This is a genomic window from Streptomyces chartreusis NRRL 3882, from assembly GCF_900236475.1.
GTDB classification, from domain to species: domain Bacteria; phylum Actinomycetota; class Actinomycetes; order Streptomycetales; family Streptomycetaceae; genus Streptomyces; species Streptomyces chartreusis_D.
In genome coordinates this window covers 694,513-711,258 of sequence record NZ_LT963352.1, presented here as the reverse complement: position 1 = coordinate 711,258, position 16,746 = coordinate 694,513, and the positions used below count along the sequence as shown (strand labels likewise).

Annotated in this window: 13 protein-coding genes and 1 pseudogene; 11 read left to right on the top strand and 3 right to left on the bottom strand. The window is 72.8% G+C overall.

Going from position 1 to position 16,746, the window contains the following annotated elements:
* Positions 1 to 84: 84 nt before the first annotated feature.
* From SCNRRL3882_RS03275 to SCNRRL3882_RS03265, 3 genes and pseudogenes are all read left to right on the top strand, one after another.
* Positions 85 to 1,136: pseudogene (locus tag SCNRRL3882_RS03275) on the top strand (LacI family DNA-binding transcriptional regulator).
* An 85-nt stretch (positions 1,137 to 1,221) separates the two neighbouring features.
* Complete coding sequence (locus SCNRRL3882_RS03270) at positions 1,222 to 1,980, top strand: IclR family transcriptional regulator (protein WP_010043927.1); 759 nt, start codon at positions 1,222 to 1,224, stop codon at positions 1,978 to 1,980.
* Positions 1,981 to 2,096: 116 nt separating this feature from the next.
* Complete coding sequence (locus SCNRRL3882_RS03265; RefSeq protein WP_173937222.1) at positions 2,097 to 3,299, top strand: PP2C family protein-serine/threonine phosphatase; 1,203 nt, start codon at positions 2,097 to 2,099, stop codon at positions 3,297 to 3,299.
* Between the two features lie 7 nt (positions 3,300 to 3,306).
* Here the strand turns inward: SCNRRL3882_RS03265 and paaK are convergent, their stop codons facing one another.
* Together paaK and paaI are read right to left on the bottom strand one after the other, a co-directional pair.
* Entirely contained in the window at positions 3,307 to 4,665 is a 1,359-nt protein-coding gene (gene paaK / locus SCNRRL3882_RS03260; RefSeq protein WP_010043929.1) for a phenylacetate--CoA ligase PaaK, read from the bottom strand.
* Positions 4,662 to 5,051: a hydroxyphenylacetyl-CoA thioesterase PaaI gene (gene paaI, locus SCNRRL3882_RS03255; protein WP_050810292.1), complete on the bottom strand. Its 390-nt coding sequence runs from the start codon at positions 5,049 to 5,051 to the stop codon at positions 4,662 to 4,664. Before paaI ends, paaK begins: the two co-directional genes overlap by 4 nt.
* Positions 5,052 to 5,269: 218 nt before the next feature.
* Here paaI and paaA point away from each other — a divergent pair, with 218 nt between their 5' ends.
* Genes paaA through paaE form a run of 5 tightly spaced genes read left to right on the top strand, consistent with a single transcriptional unit; the run spans position 5,270 to position 9,025 of the window.
* On the top strand, positions 5,270 to 6,256 hold the full coding sequence (paaA, locus tag SCNRRL3882_RS03250; RefSeq protein ID WP_029181456.1) for a 1,2-phenylacetyl-CoA epoxidase subunit PaaA: 987 nt from the start codon (positions 5,270 to 5,272) through the stop codon (positions 6,254 to 6,256).
* On the top strand, positions 6,253 to 6,546 hold the full coding sequence (gene paaB / locus SCNRRL3882_RS03245) for a 1,2-phenylacetyl-CoA epoxidase subunit PaaB (protein WP_010043938.1): 294 nt from the start codon (positions 6,253 to 6,255) through the stop codon (positions 6,544 to 6,546). Before paaA ends, paaB begins: the two co-directional genes overlap by 4 nt.
* Before the next feature lie 27 nt (positions 6,547 to 6,573).
* Entirely contained in the window at positions 6,574 to 7,401 is an 828-nt protein-coding gene (paaC, locus tag SCNRRL3882_RS03240; RefSeq protein ID WP_010043940.1) for a 1,2-phenylacetyl-CoA epoxidase subunit PaaC, read from the top strand.
* Positions 7,395 to 7,910 carry a 1,2-phenylacetyl-CoA epoxidase subunit PaaD gene (paaD, locus tag SCNRRL3882_RS03235; protein ID WP_010043943.1) on the top strand — a complete coding sequence of 172 codons (516 nt, stop codon included), beginning with the start codon at positions 7,395 to 7,397 and terminating at the stop codon, positions 7,908 to 7,910. The genes paaC and paaD overlap by 7 nt, the downstream gene beginning before the upstream one ends.
* Positions 7,910 to 9,025, top strand: coding sequence for a 1,2-phenylacetyl-CoA epoxidase subunit PaaE (gene paaE / locus SCNRRL3882_RS03230; RefSeq protein ID WP_010043946.1), 1,116 nt, complete (start codon positions 7,910 to 7,912; stop codon positions 9,023 to 9,025). Before paaD ends, paaE begins: the two co-directional genes overlap by 1 nt.
* Positions 9,026 to 9,255: 230 nt before the next feature.
* Here the strand turns inward: paaE and SCNRRL3882_RS03225 are convergent, their stop codons facing one another.
* Positions 9,256 to 10,878, bottom strand: coding sequence for a PucR family transcriptional regulator (locus SCNRRL3882_RS03225; protein WP_010043948.1), 1,623 nt, complete (start codon positions 10,876 to 10,878; stop codon positions 9,256 to 9,258).
* 226 nt (positions 10,879 to 11,104) lie between these two features.
* On the opposite strand from SCNRRL3882_RS03225, the gene SCNRRL3882_RS03220 reads away from it, so the two are divergent.
* From SCNRRL3882_RS03220 to SCNRRL3882_RS03210, 3 genes are read left to right on the top strand one after another with little or no spacing between them, the layout of a single operon-like run.
* Complete coding sequence (locus tag SCNRRL3882_RS03220) at positions 11,105 to 12,373, top strand: aspartate aminotransferase family protein (RefSeq protein ID WP_010043949.1); 1,269 nt, start codon at positions 11,105 to 11,107, stop codon at positions 12,371 to 12,373.
* Positions 12,370 to 15,246, top strand: a complete 2,877-nt coding sequence (locus tag SCNRRL3882_RS03215; RefSeq protein WP_010043950.1) for an FAD-binding and (Fe-S)-binding domain-containing protein — start codon at positions 12,370 to 12,372, stop codon at positions 15,244 to 15,246. The genes SCNRRL3882_RS03220 and SCNRRL3882_RS03215 overlap by 4 nt, the downstream gene beginning before the upstream one ends.
* Entirely contained in the window at positions 15,243 to 16,682 is a 1,440-nt protein-coding gene (locus tag SCNRRL3882_RS03210; RefSeq protein ID WP_102514726.1) for an NAD-dependent succinate-semialdehyde dehydrogenase, read from the top strand. Before SCNRRL3882_RS03215 ends, SCNRRL3882_RS03210 begins: the two co-directional genes overlap by 4 nt.
* The last annotated feature ends 64 nt before the right edge of the window (positions 16,683 to 16,746 follow it).

Here is a 16,746-nt window from a genome sequence, read left to right as displayed (position 1 = left end):
CACCCGCACGCCCGGCTTCTTGACGCGGCCCGCTTCACTGCGTGCGTTTGACGGCGCAGTCCGGCAGGACACGAGGGGAGACGCATGACGCGAGTGGGAGCACGGGCCGGCGGTCCGGCGCCGCGCAGCGTGGACGTGGCCCGGCCGGCCGGCGTCTCACAGAAGACGGTGTCGAGGGTCCTCAACGGGGAGCGCTGCGTCTCCGACGAGGCGCGCCGACGGGTGCTGGAGGCGGCCGGGGAACTCGGCTACCGCCTGAACGGCGCGGCCAGGGCGCTGGCCTCCGGGCGGACCCGCTCCATCGGCGTGGTCACGCTCGGGACCGCCCTCTACGGGCCCGCGTCGCTCCTGGTCGGCGTCGAGCACGCCGCGCGGGACGCGGGATACGCGCTCCGGGTGGTCAACACCCTGGAAGGCGACCCGGGAGGTGTCGTCGGCGCCGTGGAGTCGCTGCTGGAGCAGGGCGTGGACGGCATCGTCGTCTCCGAGCCCATCGACGGGGGAACGGTCTCCCTCAGTGTCGACGTGCCGGTCCTCGTCCTCGGAGCGCCGGCCGCGTTCGGCGGCACCCGGACCGTCGCCACGGGCGTCGGCGCCGAACTCCTCGCGCGCACCGCCACCGAACACCTGCTGGACCTCGGCCACACGACCGTCCACCACGTCGCCGGCCCCGAACGGTGGTTCGCCGCCCGGGACCGCCGGGAGGGCTGGCGCAGCGCCCTCGCCGCCCGGGGCGCGGAGCAGCCGGCCGTGCTCGTCGGCGACTGGTCGGCCGCGTCGGGCCACGGGGCGGGCTGCGCGCTCGCCGCCGACGTTGACGTCACCGCCGTGTTCGCCGCGAACGACGGCATGGCCATCGGCGTGATCCGCGCCCTGACCGAGGCCGGGCGGCGCGTGCCGGACGACGTCAGCGTGGTCGGCTTCGACGACATCCCCGTCGCCCCGCGTACGTGACCCCACCGTTGACCACGGTGCGCCAGCCGTTCGACGACGTGGCGCGAGAGGGACTCCGGCTCCTGGTGCAGGCCATCGAGAAGCCGGACGCGCCACTGCCACCGGCGAACGACCCCCTGGTCGAACTCGTGGTGCGCGCCTCGACCGCGCCTCCGCCGCCCCGGGAGCCGCAATCCCGGTAGCCGCCGGGCGGCAGTTGTCGTCGGTCCGGCGAGCCGGTCCCGTCCCTGTCTTGCCCGCGCCGTACCGCTGGCGCAGGCTGGTCCTATGGGTGGGCAAGAGGGCCCTACGCTCATCACCTCCGTCCAGCGGGCCATGCGGCTGCTGGAGGCGGTGAGCGCGCACCAGAACGGCGCGCCGGCCAAGCAGCTGGCGCGTGAGACCGGGCTGCCTCTGGCCACCGCCTATCACCTGCTGCGGACGCTGGTGCACGACGGGTACGTGCGGAAGCTGGATGACGGCGGGTTCGTCCTCGGTGACAAGTTGCAGACCCTCCGGACCACGGGCCGTGCGCAGGCGCTGCTCAGCCGCGTCCGGCCCACGCTCGCCGCGCTGCGGGACGAGCTCGCGACCCCCGCCTATCTCACCTTCTACGAGGAGGGCGAGATCCGGGTCGCCGAGATCGTCGACGGCCCCGGGACGCCCCGCGTCGATCTCTGGGTGGGCTTCGAGGACGCGGGGCACGCGACCGCGCTGGGCAAGTCCGTGCTCAGGGAACTGGACGAGGAGGCCCGCAAGGACTACCTCTCCCGCCACCACCTCGCCGACCTCACCCCGCGGACGATCACGAGCCGGCCGGAACTGCTCCGGCGGCTGGCGACCTCGCCCCTGGCCCCGGCGGTCACGGACCTGGAGGAGTACGCCCTCGGCACGGTCTGCGTCGCCGTCCCGGTGTACAGCGGGGACACACTCGGCTCCCTCGGCGTCTCGCTGCCGGCGAACCGGCTCTCCCGGCTGCCGGAGATCAGCACGCGGCTGCTCCCGACCGCGAGCCGCGTGACGCGGAGCCTCTCGCTCACTATCTGAAAATCCGCTCCTTGCCGGTGTCCCGGCTCACCTCGTTTTCTGGATGAAACAGACATTTCAGGGATGCGCCCTCCGCCCCGCGCCCCCGCTCACAGGTGAGGACCACGGACACAGACATGAGCCACCCCCGAGACCTTGGTGACGACCACTGGGCCGTACGGCCGTATCGCAACCGAGTGGCCGGTGCCGGGACCTCGGCGCGCAGACGCGTCGCCGCACAGCTGGCCGCCGGTACGCCCGTCCTGCCGGTGCTGATCGTCACCGTCATCGCGCTCGTCGACCTCACCGGTGGAGCCGGGATGATCTGGCTGCCCCTGCTGGCGGCCGGTCCCGCCCTCGCCGCCACGACCAACGGGCCCCGCGGAGTCCTCTGGATCGGCTTCCTTGCCGTCGCGGTCGGCGTGACGCTCGGCATCCGGGACGGAATGCCGGGCCGGGAACTGGCCGCCGTACTGTCGGCGCTGGTGGCCGTCACCCTCGCGAGCGGTCTGGCCGGCGTCCTGCGGGTGCGCCGGGAGCGCGTGCTCGCGGCGGTCCGCTCGGTCGCGGAGACCGCCCAGCACGCGCTGCTCAAGCCCGTGCCGTCGACCGTCGGACCATTCCAGGCGGCCGTCCGCTACAGCGCCGCGGCGGCCGAGGCCCGGATCGGCGGGGACCTCTACGCCCTGATACCGACCCCGCACGGAGTGCGGCTGATCGTCGGCGATGTGCGCGGCAAGGGGCTGCCGGCCGTGGGGACCGCCGCGCTGGTGCTCGGTGTCTTCCGCGAGGCCGCCCACGACGAGCCCGACCTCCTCGCCGTGGTCGACAGGATCGAGCGGAGTCTGGCGCGCAACCTCGGGCACGACGACTTCGTCACCGCAGTGGTCGCCGGATACCCGCAGGACGGGCACCTTGAGGTGGTGAACTGCGGGCACACGCCTCCGCTGCTGGTGCGCGCCTGCGGGAGCGTCACGCCGGTGGAACCCGCTCATCCGTCCCCGCCCCTCGGGCTGCGCGCCCTCGCCGGTCACGGGCCCAGCCTCCATGTGCTGCCCTTCGCCGACGGTGACCAGCTGCTGCTGTACACCGACGGCGTCACCGAAGCCCGGGACCACGGACAGGCCTTCTACCCGCTCGCCGAAGGGCTGGAGCGACACGTGTCCCACGAGCCGGCCCGCACCCTCGGCGCGCTCCACGACGAGCTGCTGGCCCATGTGGGCGGCCGGCTGCACGACGACGCGGCCCTGCTCCTGATCCGCAAACCGGCCGCATCCGAAGCAGGGCTGCCCGAGGTGACCGCTCCCGGCACGGTTCCCGCGGCCCGGTGCTGCCTGTGAGGGCGGGTCACCGCTTTCCGCGCAGGTCCTTGACCCGGCGGAGTTTGCCGAGGGAGCGCTCCAGGGTCTCCGGCTCGACGATCGACACGTCGACGGTCACGCCGACGCCGTCCTTGACGTCCTTCGCGATCGCGCGGGCGGCGGCTTCGCGCAGGCCGGCGGGCGTGCCGGGGCGGGTTTCGACGCGGACGGTCATGTGGTCCATCCGTTCGCGCCGGGACAGCTCGATCTGGAAGTGCGGAGCGACGCCGGGCGTGCGCAGCACGATCTCCTCGATCTGGCTGGGGAAGACGTTCACCCCACGCAGAATGATCATGTCGTCACAGCGGCCGGTGATCTTCTCGATGCGGCGGAAGGCGGGCCGGGCCGTGCCGGGCAGCAGCCGGGTCAGGTCGCGGGTGCGGTAGCGGACGACCGGCAGGGCTTCCTTGGTGAGGGAGGTGAAGACCAGTTCGCCCTCCTCGCCGTCGGGCAGCACCTCGCCGGTGAGCGGGTCGACGACCTCGGGGTAGAAGTGGTCCTCCCACACATGCAGGCCGTCCTTGGTCTCCACGCACTCCTGGGCGACACCGGGGCCGATCACCTCGGACAGGCCGTATATGTCGACGGCGTGGATGTCCGTCCGCTCCTCGATCTCGCGGCGCATCTCCTCCGTCCACGGCTCGGCACCGAAGATCCCCACCTGCAGCGAGGTGGACCGAGGGTCGACGCCCTGACGCTCGAACTCGTCGAGGAGCGTGAGCATGTAGGACGGGGTGACCATGATGATCTCGGGCCGGAAGTCCTGGATGATCTGCACCTGGCGCGCGGTCATGCCCCCAGAGGCGGGGATGACGGTGCACCCGGCCCGCTCGGCCCCGTAGTGCGCGCCGAGACCGCCGGTGAACAGGCCGTAGCCGTAGGAGATGTGCACCTTGTGCCCGGGGCGTCCGCCGGCGGCGCGGATCGAGCGGGCGACCAGGTCCGCCCACATGGACAGGTCGTTCTCCGTGTAGCCGACGACCGTGGGGCGGCCGGTGGTTCCGCTGGAGGCGTGGACGCGGCGGACCTGGTCCATGGGGACGGCGAACATGCCGAACGGGTAGGTGTCGCGCAGATCCGCCTTCGTCGTGAAGGGGAAGCGGGACAGGTCCGCCAAGGTCCGGCAGTCGTCAGGTCCCACACCGGCCTCGTCGAACTTCTTCCGGTACGTCTCCACGTTGTCGTAGGCGTGGCGCAGGCTCCGGCGCAGACGGTCGACCTGGAGCTCGCGCAGCTCCTCGCGCGCCAGGCGCTCTCCGTCGTCCAGCAGGCCGTGGGGGAGGGGCTCGCCCCGCCGCTGCCCGGCCGCCGCCGGGGTCGTCGCGGCCGTCGTCTCGCTGGTCATCCCGACTCCTTCGACGTCGTGCCCCGGATGCTGCGGCTGCGGCCCCGGAACTCCGCGATCACCGTGTCGCCCCGCAGGACGGTCACGTCGTAGAGGCCGCTGCGGCCGTACCGGGTGCGTTCCTCGGCCCGCGCCACGAGGACATCGCCCTCGTGCGCCGGAGCCACGAAGGTGATGTCGGCCCCGGCCGCGACCGTCATCGGGCCGTGGCTGTTGCAGGCGCAGGCGAAGGCGCTGTCGGCGAGCAGGAAGACATAGCCGCCGTGGACCATGCCGTGGCAGTTCACCATCGCCGGGGTCACCGTCATCCGGAGGGCAGCGGTCCCCTCACCGTGTTCCAGCAGCTCGACGCCGAGGCCGCGGGAGGCCTGGTCCGCGGCGAACATCGCCTCCGCGGTCGGCGTCACGTCACCGGTATGAGTCACTTCTCGCACCGCCTTGTAGTTCGATCGCATCATCTTGTGACCCGACCGACCATTCGGTTAGCTTCGGCGTCGCCAAGTAATCCAGCCGCCTCCGGGCCTGTCAAGAGCCGGGGTCTACCACGGCGCGCGGGGTCGTTCTATGATGGACCGAACGAATGGTCGGTTGGGAAGTGGGACGGATGGACACGACACACTCCAGCCCCCCGGGGGCGGACGGCGCCGAGCCGGTTCTCCAGCAGCACTTCGACGCGACGATCGCGCGGGATCGGCGGATCGAGCCGCGTGACTGGATGCCGGAGGGCTACCGCAAGACGCTGGTGCGGCAGATCGCGCAGCACGCGCACTCGGAGATCATCGGCATGCAGCCGGAGGGTGAGTGGATCACCCGTGCGCCGTCGCTGCGCCGTAAGGCCATTCTGTTCGCGAAGGTCCAGGACGAGGCCGGACACGGGCTGTATCTGTACTCGGCGGCGGAGACGCTGGGCGCCGACCGCGCGGATCTGACCGAGCGGCTGATCGAAGGCCGCCAGAAGTACTCGTCGATCTTCAACTACCCCACGCTGTCCTTCGCTGACGTCGGTGTGATCGGCTGGTTCGTGGACGGGGCGGCGATCTGCAACCAGGTCCCGCTGTGCCGCAGCTCCTACGGCCCCTATGCGCGGGCGATGGTGCGGATCTGCAAGGAGGAGTCGTTCCATCAGCGGCAGGGCTATGAGCTGCTGATGACGATGATGCGGGGGACCGAGGCGCAGCGGGAGATGGTGCGGGACGCGGTGGACCGCTGGTGGTGGCCGTCGCTGATGATGTTCGGCCCGCCCGACGACGCCTCGCCCAACTCGGCGCAGTCGATGGCCTGGAAGATCAAGCGGCACAGCAACGACGAGTTGCGTCAGCGTTTTGTCGACATGACGGTCCCGCAGGCCGAGAAGCTCGGCGTGACACTGCCCGACCCGGAGCTGCGCTGGAACGAGGAGCGCGGGCATCACGACTTCGGCACGCCCGACTGGGACGAGCTGATGCGGGTCATCAAGGGCGACGGCCCGTGCAACGCCCAGCGGATGGAGCGGCGCCGCACCGCTCACGAGGAGGGCGCCTGGGTGCGTGAGGCGGCCACCGCCCACGCGGCCAAGCAGGCGGCCCGCGCGCAGAAGGGAGCGGTGGCATGACCGCCGACAGGCAGAACTGGCCGCTGTACGAGGTGTTCGTGCGGGGCAAGCGCGGGCTGAACCACGTCCACGTGGGCTCGCTGCACGCCGCCGACGACCGCATGGCGCTGACCCACGCCCGTGACCTGTACACGCGGCGCAACGAGGGCGTGAGCATCTGGGTGGTGCGCTCCGAGCACATCGCCGCCTCGACCCGCGACGAGAAGGACCCCTTCTTCGAGCCCAGCGCCGACAAGGTCTACCGGCATCCGACCTTCTACGACATCCCCGACGACGTCCCGCACATCTAGTCCCGCCGAGGCCATCGAGGAACAGGCATGAGCGACGACCACGTCTACATGACCCTCGCCGAGGGACACGAGGACGACACCCGCTGGGCCTACGGCACCGGCTTCGCAGACCCCCTGCACGGCGTGGACACCACCGTCCCCGACGATGTCGACGCCCGGGAGCTGGCCGCCCTCTGCGTCACCCTGGCCGACGACGCCCTGGTATCGGCCCAGCGGCTGGCCGAGTGGACCACTAGGGCGCCCGAGCTGGAGGAGGAGGTGGCGCTGGCCAACATCGGCCTCGATCTGCTCGGCCAGGCCCGCCTGCTGTACTCCCGCGCGGGCCGGGTCGACGGGACCGGGCGCGACGAGGACGCCTACGCCTACTTCCGTGACGCCGACGAGTTCCGCAACGTACGCCTGGCCGAACTGCCGAACGGCGACTTCGCGTTCTCGATCGTGCGACTGCTGGTGTTCTCCGGCTGGCGCCTCGCGCACTTCGAGCGGCTCACCACCCACCCCGACCCGGTGCTCGCGGCGATCGCGGCCAAGGGTGTGAAGGAACTGGCCTACCACCGGCAGTACGCGGCCGAGTGGGTGGTGCGGCTGGGCGACGGCACCGAGGAGTCCCACCGCCGCACGCGCAGGGCGCTGGAGCAGGTGGCGCCCTACCTGGGTGAGTTGTTCACGGCGTACGACGCCCGGGACGAGGTCGTCGCGGTCCTGCGCCAGGTCACCGAGGCGGCCGGGCTGCCCATGCCCGCCCACCGGCCGCTGCCCGGCTCCGGCCGCGCCGGCGAGCACACCGAGCATCTCGCCCCGCTGCTGGCCGAGTTGCAGAGCGTGGCCCGCGCCCATCCGGGGGCGACATGGTGACGACGGCTCTGGACGCGCGACGGGCCCGGCGCATCGCCGAGCAGGTGCCCGACCCGGAGCTGCCCATGCTCACGCTGGCCGACCTCGGGGTGCTGCGCGAGGTGTCCCTGGATCCGGACGGGACGGTCGTCGCGAGCCTGACCCCGACCTACTCGGGCTGCCCGGCCATGGCCGAGATGCGCGCCGGCGTGGCCGCCCGGCTCAAGGCGGCCGGCTACCCGCGTGTGGAGATCCGCACGGTCCTCGACCCGCCGTGGACCAGCGACTGGATCACGCCGGCCGGCCGTCGCAAGCTCGCCGAACACGGCATCGCCCCGCCCGGGGCCGCACCCGCGCGCGCCGCCGGACCGGTCCCGCTCGTGCTGTCGCCGACCCGCCGCTCGGTGCCCTGCCCCCGCTGCGGCAGCGCGGACACCGAGGAGACCTCCCGCTTCGCCGCCACGTCCTGCAAGGCGCTGTGGCGCTGCCTCGCCTGCCGCGAGCCGTTCGAGTACGTCAAGGAGATCTGATGGAGGACCTGATGGAGCCGGCCCCCGCCCCGGCGCCGCGCGCGCGAGCCCGCCGACGTCCGGTCTTCCACCCCCTGCGGGTCGCCGCCGTGCAGCCGCTGTGCGAGGACGCGGCGGCCGTCAGCTTCGACATCCCGCCCGAGCTGGCCGAGGAGTTCGTCTTCGAGCCCGGCCAGTCGCTCACCCTGCGGCGCGAGATCGACGGCCGGGACGAGCGCCGCTCCTACTCGATCTGCTCACCCGCCGGCACGGCACCGCGCATCGGTGTCCGGGTCGTGCCCGGCGGACTGTTCTCCTCCTGGCTGGTGCACGAGGTGCGCCCCGGCGACACCGTCGAGGTGATGGCCCCCACCGGCGCCTTCACACCCGACCTCACCACCCCCGGCCACCACGTCCTGATCGCGGCCGGCTCCGGCATCACGCCCATGGTCTCCATCGCCGAATCCGTCCTGGCCGCCGACTCCCGCTCGACGGTCACCCTCCTCTACGGCAACCGCCGCACCGGCACGGTGATGTTCGCCGACGAGCTGGCCGACCTGAAGGACCTCTACCCGACGCGGTTCCAGCTCGCCCACGTCCTCTCCCGCGAGCCCCGCGAGGCCGAGGTGCTCTCCGGACGCCTCGACGCCGACCGGCTCTCGGCGCTCGTCGACGCGCTGGTCGACGTACCGTCCGCCGACCACTGGTGGCTGTGCGGCCCGCACGGCATGGTCCGCGCCGCCCAGCAGGTGCTGGCCGGCCTCGGCGTCCCCGGCGACCGCGTCCACCAGGAGCTGTTCTACGCCGACGACGAACCCGTACGCGAGGTCCAGCACGCCGAGGCCGGCCCTTCCGGCCCGGTCAGCCAGGTCACCGTCACCCTCGACGGCCGCTCCACCACCTCCGCCCTGCCCCGCGAGCGGACCATCCTCGAAGGCGCCCAGCAGACCCGCCCCGACCTGCCGTTCGCCTGCAAGGGCGGGGTCTGCGGCACCTGCCGCGCCCTGGTCACCGACGGCAAGGCCGACATGCGCCGCAACTTCGCCCTCGAACCGGCCGAGGTCGACGCGGGCTACGTCCTCACCTGCCAGTCGTTCCCCGTCTCCGACACCCTGACGGTGGACTTCGACACCTGAGCGACTGCGCAGTCATGTGACGGCTCCGACGGTGGAGGGGCCGTGTACGGAGGAAGACCGGCCGAGGTGCTGGGCAGCTTCATCGCGGCGGGTTCCGGGCGGCGAAGAACCCGGACCTGTACCTGACCGGCGCGTCCCCAGGGGCGCCGCTGACCCTCCAGCACGAGGCCGCGGACGGCTCACAGGAATGGCGGCTGGTCCGGCGGGCGGGGCCTCGGGCCGACCCACGCTCACTCGGTGCGCAGGACGCGCAAGGCCGTGAGCGCCACGTGGAGTTCGGTGCGCCGTTCACCGGATTCGAGGTCGGTGTCGAGGAGGCGTTCGATGGTGCGCAGACGCTGGTACATGGTCTCCCTGGACAGGCCGCCGCGGCGGGCCGCGGTGGTCTTGTTGCCGGCGGCGTCGAGGTAGTGGCCCAGCGTCGTCAGCAGGTCGGTGCCGTGCCGGGTGTCGTGGTCGATGAGCCGGCCGAGCCGCCGTTCGGTGTAGTCCTGGACGCGGGTGTCCCCGCGCAGGGCGTACAGCAGGCGGCGCAGGTCGATGTCCGGCAGCTCGTGGAAGGAGCGGTCCGCGGGGAGGACCTGGCCGGGCGGGGTGGCCTCGGTGACCCGGGCCGCCTCCCGGAAGGAGCGTGCGGTGTCGGCGAGTTCCGCCACCGGTGAGCCGACGCTCACGATCGCCTCGGGGACCAGGCTCAGCGCGGTGCGGCTCAGGCGTTCGGCCACGGGGCGCCACGGCTGGGAGGGGCGCAGGGCCAGCAGGACGCCGAGGCGGCCGGGGGAGAGCTCCCCGACGAGCGCCGGGACCCCCGCCGACCTGAGCTCTGCGTGCAGCCGGGTCTCGGGCTCGCTCCCCCCGGCACCGGCGCCCAGGTCGACGAGGATCGCCAGGAAGCGGCTGTCCCGGGTGGGCAGGCCGAGCGCGGCGCAGCGGGCGCGGGCGTCCTCGGGGGAGTGGTGGCGCTGCTCCGCCAGCTCCCGCAGGGCGCTGCGATGGGCCGCGTGCTCCCAGGGCGTGGAGTGGATGAGCCGGGCGACGGTCAGGGCCATCGCCGTTCTCTCCAGGACGGTGATGTGCTCCGGCCCGAAGCCCGGATCCTCACCGGGGGACGGGAGCATGGCCAGGCGCCCCCAGCGTTCGCCCTGGTAGGAGACCGGTGCCGTGAGCCAGCCCTCCGGGCCGCCCACCTCCGTGTGATCACCGGGCGCGGTGGCCCGGGAACGCTGCTCCCAGTCGGTGAGCGCCTCCTCCACCGTGCTGCCCGACGGCTCGCAGATCAGCGCCTGGTGCACCAGGTTCTCCAGGACGACCGTCCGGCCGCTCATCTCCGCCGCCGCGCGCACCACGTCCGCAGGGCCCGCGCCGCGCAACGTCAGGGCCGTGAACGCCTCGTGGACGCGTTGCGTCCGGCGCATCGCTTCGGCCTGGTTGCCGAGGATGAGGGCGTGGACGACCTGGGTGACCTCCAGGAAGTTGACGTCCCGGGCGAGGGTCACCAGGGGCAGCCCCCGGGCACGGCAGGCCTGGACGAGGGCGTCGGGCGGGCGGTGGTAGCGCCGTACCAGCTCGATGACCAGCGCGGCCGCTCCCACCTCGGTGAGTTCGTCGACGTACCGGCGGACGCCCGCGGCGTCCTCGGGCAGCGGCATGCCCGTGGTCAGGACCAGCTCGCCGCCCTTGAGGAAGGAGGCCGGGTCCGTCAGCTCGGTGATGTGCACCCAGCGCACCGGCCGGTCCAGCTGCGCCAGCCCGGTGACGACCTGGGGCTGTCCGGCGGCCAGGACGGGCAGGGCCAGGACGTCGCCGACGGTCGGCGCGCGACCGGCCGGGGCCGTCGGATGGTTCTCGTTCACGGTGTCTCCCTGCTTGCCCGGTCACTCTGACAAGCGGCACTGACCTGCGCAAGAGCTGCCCACACAAGGGGCGGGCGGGACCCGAGGGGTCCGGCGGTTGACACAACGTCCGAACAACGCGTTCCGGCTGGACAGATCACGCGTTGTCGCCTTTCGCGGTGGCTTGGATGCTCGGTTACCGGAGCTGAGCAAGCCATCAGACCTCGACGTAGGCCGGGAGACGAACATGACCGCACTGTCGCCGCACCTTCGCCAGGCCACACCCGTGGTGGCGGCCCGGGGCGAAGGCGTCCACCTCTACGGTGAGGACGGCCGCCGCTACCTCGACTTCACCGCCGGTATCGGCGTCACCAGCACCGGGCACTGCCACCCCAAGGTCGTGGCGGCGGCGCAGGAGCAGGTGGGCACCCTGATCCACGGCCAGTACACGACCGTCATGCACCAGCCGCTGCGCCGCCTCGTCGACAAGCTCGGCGAGGTGCTGCCGGCCGGTCTCGACAGCCTGTTCTTCACCAACTCCGGCAGCGAGGCCGTCGAGGCGGCGCTGCGGCTGGCGCGCCAGGCCACCGGCCGGCCCAACGTCATCGTCTGCCACGGCGGCTTCCACGGCCGTACGGTCGCCGCCGCCTCCATGACCACCTCAGGGACCCGCTTCCGGTCCGGTTTCTCCCCGCTGATGAGCGGTGTGGTCGTCACCCCGTTCCCGACGGCCTTCCGCTACGGCTGGGACGAGGAGACCGCCACCCGCTTCGCGCTGAAGGAGCTCGACTACACACTGCAGACGATCTCGTCGCCCGCCGACACGGCCGCGATCATCGTCGAGCCGGTGCTCGGCGAGGGCGGGTACGTGCCCGCGAACCGTGCCTTCATGGAAGGGCTGCGCGAGCGCGCGGACCGGCACGGCTTCCTGCTGATCCTCGACGAGGTGCAGACCGGCGTCGGCCGCACCGGGCGCTTCTGGGGCCACGACCACTTCGGCGTCACCCCGGACATCCTCGTCACCGCCAAGGGCCTGGCCAGCGGCTTCCCCCTCTCCGGCATCGCCGCCTCCGAGGAACTCATGACCAAGGCCTGGCCCGGATCGCAGGGCGGCACGTACGGCGCCAACGCCGTCGCCTGCGCCGCCGCCTGCGCGACCCTCGACGTCGTCCGCGACGAGAAGCTCGTCGAGAACGCCGAAGCCATGGGCAAGCGGCTGCGCCACGGCCTGGAGGCGGTGGCCGACCGGACCCCGGGCATCGGCGACGTCCGGGGCCTCGGCCTCATGCTCGCCACCGAGTTCGTCACCGAGGACGGCAGCCCCGACCCCGAGACCGCCGCCCGTGTGCAGCGCGCCGCCGTCGACGAGGGCCTGCTCCTGCTGCTGTGCGGCGCGTGGAACCAGGTGGTCCGCATGATCCCCGCCCTCGTGATCGACGAGACGGGCGTGGACGAGGGCCTCCAGGCCTGGGCGAACGCCGTCGAGGCCGGCACCTCGGGAGCGGCGGGCCGATGACCACCACCACCCGCGACCTGGCGGGTCTCACGGCCCGTATCGCCGAGATCGCGCCCGGCCTGCGGGTGGAGACCGGCCCGGGGGCGACGGGCCCCTACGCCTACGACGCCTCCAACTACCGTGTGCCGCCCCGGGCCGTGGCCTACCCGCGCACCGCCGACGACGTGGTCGCGGTGCTGCGGGCCTGCCGCGAGACGGGTGTTCCGGTCACGGCCCGGGGCGGTGGCACCAGCATGGCCGGCAACGCGGTCGGGCCCGGTGTCGTGCTGGATTTCTCCCGGTACATGAACCGGATCCTGGACATCGACCCGGCGGCCCGCACCGCACGCGTCGAGGCCGGCGTCGTCCTCGACGCCCTGCGCGGCGCGACCGCCCCGCACGGGCTCGACTTCGGACCCGACCCGTCCTCGCACAGCCGCTGCACCCTCGGCGGCATGATCGGCAACGACGCGTGCGGGAACCGGTCCGTGCGCGACGGGCGGACCAGCGGCCACGTCGAGGCCCTGGAGATCGTGACGGCCGACGGCGTGCGGGCCGTGGCCGACCACTCGGGGCTGCGGGCCGCCGAGCCGGGCGACGCGGAGGCTGTGCGGCGCGTCGCCCGGCTCGAAGCGGACCTCCGGCGGCTGGTGGAGGGCAACCTGGCGCTGATCCGTACCGAGCTGGGCCGGATCCCGCGTCAGGTGTCCGGGTTCCAGCTGCATCATCTGCTGCCGGAGAACGGCTTCGACGTGTCCCGCGCGCTCGTGGGCACTGAGGGCACCTGTGCGGTCGTCACCGCCGCGACGGTCCGCCTGGTGGCGACCGCACAGGCATCCACGCTGCTGACCCTCGGCTACGAGGATGTGGTCGAGGCGGCCGAGGACGTACCGGAGATCCTGCGCTGGTCGCCCAGTGCGGTGGAGGGCATGGACGAGGCGATCGTCGCCACCATGCGCGCCCGCCGTGGTGCGGATTCGGTGACCGGGCTGCCCGAGGGACGGGCCTGGTTGTACGTCGAGCTCGAAGGCGACGACCAGGCCGCGGTGAACGCCCGCGCCGCCGAGCTGCTGGATGTGCTCAGGGCCCGGGGGCGGATGACCGGCGGCCGGGTCGTGGAGAGCCCGGCAGAGCGCCGTTCGCTGTGGCGGGTGCGTGAGGACGGGGCCGGGCTGGCCGCCCGGCTCGTGGACGGCGGGGAGTCCTGGCCGGGCTGGGAGGACGCGGCCGTCGCGCCGGAGAACCTGGCCTCCTACCTGCGCGACTTCCGCAAACTGCTGGCCTCGCACCAGCTGACCGGCGTGCTGTACGGGCACTTCGGCGCGGGCTGCGTGCACGTGCGCATCGACTTCGATCCCGCCAGCGAGACGGGCCGGACGGTCATGCGCCGGTTCCTGACCGAGGCGGCGGCGCTGGTGGTCGGGCACGGCGGCACGCTGTCGGGTGAGCACGGCGACGGCCGCGCCCGTAGTGAGCTGCTCGAGGTCATGTACAGCCACCGCATGATCGCCGCGTTCGCCGCGTTCAAGCAGACCTTCGACCCCGACGGGCTGCTCAACCCCGGCGTGATCGTCGACCCGGCCCCGCTGGACGCGGATCTCGCTCTGCGTGAACTCCCGCTGGTGGAGACGACGTTCGGCTTCCCGCACGACGAGGACGGTTTCGCGGGCGCCGTGCGCCGCTGCGTCGGTGTGGGCCGCTGCCGCAGTGACGCGGGCGGGGTGATGTGCCCGAGCTACCGGGCCACCGGCGAGGAGAACGACTCCACCCGCGGCCGGGCCCGGCTGCTCCAGGAGATGGTGCGCGGCGAGGCCGTCCAGGACGGCTGGCGCTCGTCCGAGGTGCGCGATGCCCTCGACCTGTGCCTGTCCTGCAAGGCCTGCTCCAGCGACTGCCCGGTCGGTGTCGACATGGCCACCTACAAGGCGGAGTTCCTCCACCAGCACTACAAGGGCCGCCTGCGCCCCCGCTCCCACTACTCACTGGGCTGGCTGCCCAGGACGTCCGCCCTGGCCGGATACGCCGCACGACCGATCAACGCCCTGCTGCGCGGACCGTTCGGCACGCTGCTCGCCCGTCTCGGCGGCGTCACGACGAAGCGCAGGATCCCCGCCTTCGCCTCCCGGCGCGCCCTGCGCCGGATCCTGCGCGCGTCCAAGGCAGCAGGGCCGGCGAAGGCGGTGCTGTTCGTGGACAGCTTCACCCGCGCCTTCCGCCCCGAGGTCGCGGGAGCCGCCAGCCGCGTCCTGGCCGACGCCGGCGTCCCCTGCACGCCCCGGGACGGCCTGTGCTGCGGACTGACCTGGGTCAGCACCGGGCAGCTGAACACCGCCCGCACCATCATGGCCCGAACCGTCGACGCCCTCGACGACGGCGACGACCGGCCCATCGTCGTGGCCGAACCCAGCTGCGCCGCCGCCCTCAAACGCGACGTGCCCGAACTGCTCGGCACCGATGCCGCCCGCCGCGTCGCCGACCGCGTCCACACCTTCACCGGAGCCCTGACCGACCTGGCCGACCAGGGCTGGAGCCCGCCGCCGCTGCCCGGGAACGTCGTGCTCCAGACCCACTGCCACGAGTACGCCACCTTCAAGGGCCGCCGCCCCGCCGACCTGCTGCGCCGCCTCGGCGTCCGCGATGTCGACGAGGCCGAGGGCTGCTGCGGACTCGCCGGCAACTTCGGTTTCGAGGCACAGCACTACGACACCTCGATGGCCGTCGCGGACCTGGCCCTCAAGCCCCGCCTCGACGCCCTCGACGGACGCCCCGTCGTCGCCGACGGCTTCAGTTGCGCCACCCAGATCGACCACCTCGCCGGCGCCCAGGGCACCCGGGCCCTGCACCTCGCGGAACTCCTCGACCCCGCCGCCGATCACACAGGAGAGACATCATGACCGAGGTACTGACCCAGTTGTTCATCGGCGGTGCCTGGGTGGACGCCGCGGACGGCGCCACGATGCCCGTCGACGACCCCGCGACCGGCGAGATCCTCTGCCACGTCGCCGACGCCGGCCCCAAGGACGCACGGCTCGCCGAGGAGGCCGCCGTCCAGGCCCAGGCCGAGTGGGCGCGTACGGCGCCCCGGGCACGCAGCGAGATCCTGCGCCGCGCCCACGAGCTCATCCTGGAGCGCACCGACGAGCTCGCCCACCTGATGACGTCCGAGATGGGCAAGCCGCTCGCCGAGGCCAGGGGAGAGGTGGCGTACGCCGCCGAGTTCTTCCGCTGGTTCTCCGAGGAGGCCGTCCGCATCGACGGCGGGTGCGGCACGCTGCCCGACGGGCGCAATCGCATGCTGCTCTCCCGCCGCCCGGTCGGGCCCTGCCTGCTGATCACGCCGTGGAACTTCCCGCTGGCCATGGGCACCCGCAAGATCGGCCCGGCGATCGCGGCGGGCTGCACGATGATCCTCAAGCCGGCCCCGCAGACCCCGCTCTCCAGCCTCGCCCTGGCCGGCATCCTCAAGGAGGCCGGGCTGCCGGACGGCGTGCTGAACGTCGTCACCACCTCCCGCGCCGGAGAGGTCTGCGAACCGCTGCTGCGCGGCGGCCGGATCCGCAAGCTGTCCTTCACCGGCTCCACGGCCGTCGGCCGGATCCTGCTCGCCCAGTGCGCCGACACCGTCGTACGGACGTCGATGGAGCTGGGCGGCAACGCGCCGTTCATCGTCTTCGACGACGCCGATCTGGACGTGGCCGTGGACGGCGCGATGGTCGCCAAGATGCGCAACATGGGCGAGGCCTGCACCGCCGCCAACCGCTTCTTCGTGCACCGCTCGGTGGCCGAGGAGTTCGGGCGCCGCCTCGCCGAGCGGATGGGCGCGCTGGTGGTGGGCCCCGGCACCCGGAACGGCGTCGACGTCGGCCCGCTGATCGACGCCGCCGGACGCGCCAAGGTCGCGGAACTCGTCGCCGACGCGGTGGAGCGCGGCGCCCGGGTCCTCGTCGGCGGCCGTACGCCCGAAGGGCCGGGCTGCTTCTACCCGCCGACCGTGCTCACGGACGTCTCTCCCGAGAGCCGCCTGATGGACACGGAGATCTTCGGACCCGTGGCCGCGATCCTCACCTTCGACGACGAGGACGAGGTCCTGCGCCGGGCCAACGACACGCCCTGGGGTCTCGTCGGTTACGTCTTCACCCAGGGGCTGGACCGCGGCCTGCGCGTCAGCGAAGGTCTGGAGGTGGGCATGGTGGGCCTGAACACCGGCCTCGTCTCCAACCCGGCCGCGCCCTTCGGCGGGGTCAAGCAGTCCGGGCTCGGCCGTGAGGGCGGGCGGGTCGGCATCGACGAGTTCCTGGAGTACCAGTACGTCGCGGTGCCGGTGCGATGACGGCGTCACGCCCCCTGGTGCCGGTCGCGCCGGGGGGTTCGGGGCCACCTCCGGAGGTCCCGGG

Bases quoted from the DNA above. Each gene is read 5' to 3' on its own strand.
- paaI (WP_050810292.1), bottom strand. From the start codon at position 5,051: ATGTTCGCCGCGGACCAGGCCTCCCGCGGCCTCGGCGTCGAGCTGCTG.
- SCNRRL3882_RS03220 (WP_010043949.1), top strand. From the start codon at position 11,105: ATGACCGCACTGTCGCCGCACCTTCGCCAGGCCACACCCGTGGTGGCG.
- SCNRRL3882_RS03265 (WP_173937222.1), top strand. From the start codon at position 2,097: ATGAGCCACCCCCGAGACCTTGGTGACGACCACTGGGCCGTACGGCCG.
- paaD (WP_010043943.1), top strand. From the start codon at position 7,395: ATGGTGACGACGGCTCTGGACGCGCGACGGGCCCGGCGCATCGCCGAG.
- paaC (WP_010043940.1), top strand. From the start codon at position 6,574: ATGAGCGACGACCACGTCTACATGACCCTCGCCGAGGGACACGAGGAC.
- paaA (WP_029181456.1), top strand. From the start codon at position 5,270: ATGGACACGACACACTCCAGCCCCCCGGGGGCGGACGGCGCCGAGCCG.
- paaE (WP_010043946.1), top strand. From the start codon at position 7,910: ATGGAGGACCTGATGGAGCCGGCCCCCGCCCCGGCGCCGCGCGCGCGA.
- paaB (WP_010043938.1), top strand. From the start codon at position 6,253: ATGACCGCCGACAGGCAGAACTGGCCGCTGTACGAGGTGTTCGTGCGG.
- SCNRRL3882_RS03210 (WP_102514726.1), top strand. From the start codon at position 15,243: ATGACCGAGGTACTGACCCAGTTGTTCATCGGCGGTGCCTGGGTGGAC.
- SCNRRL3882_RS03215 (WP_010043950.1), top strand. From the start codon at position 12,370: ATGACCACCACCACCCGCGACCTGGCGGGTCTCACGGCCCGTATCGCC.
- SCNRRL3882_RS03270 (WP_010043927.1), top strand. From the start codon at position 1,222: ATGGGTGGGCAAGAGGGCCCTACGCTCATCACCTCCGTCCAGCGGGCC.
- paaK (WP_010043929.1), bottom strand. From the start codon at position 4,665: ATGACCAGCGAGACGACGGCCGCGACGACCCCGGCGGCGGCCGGGCAG.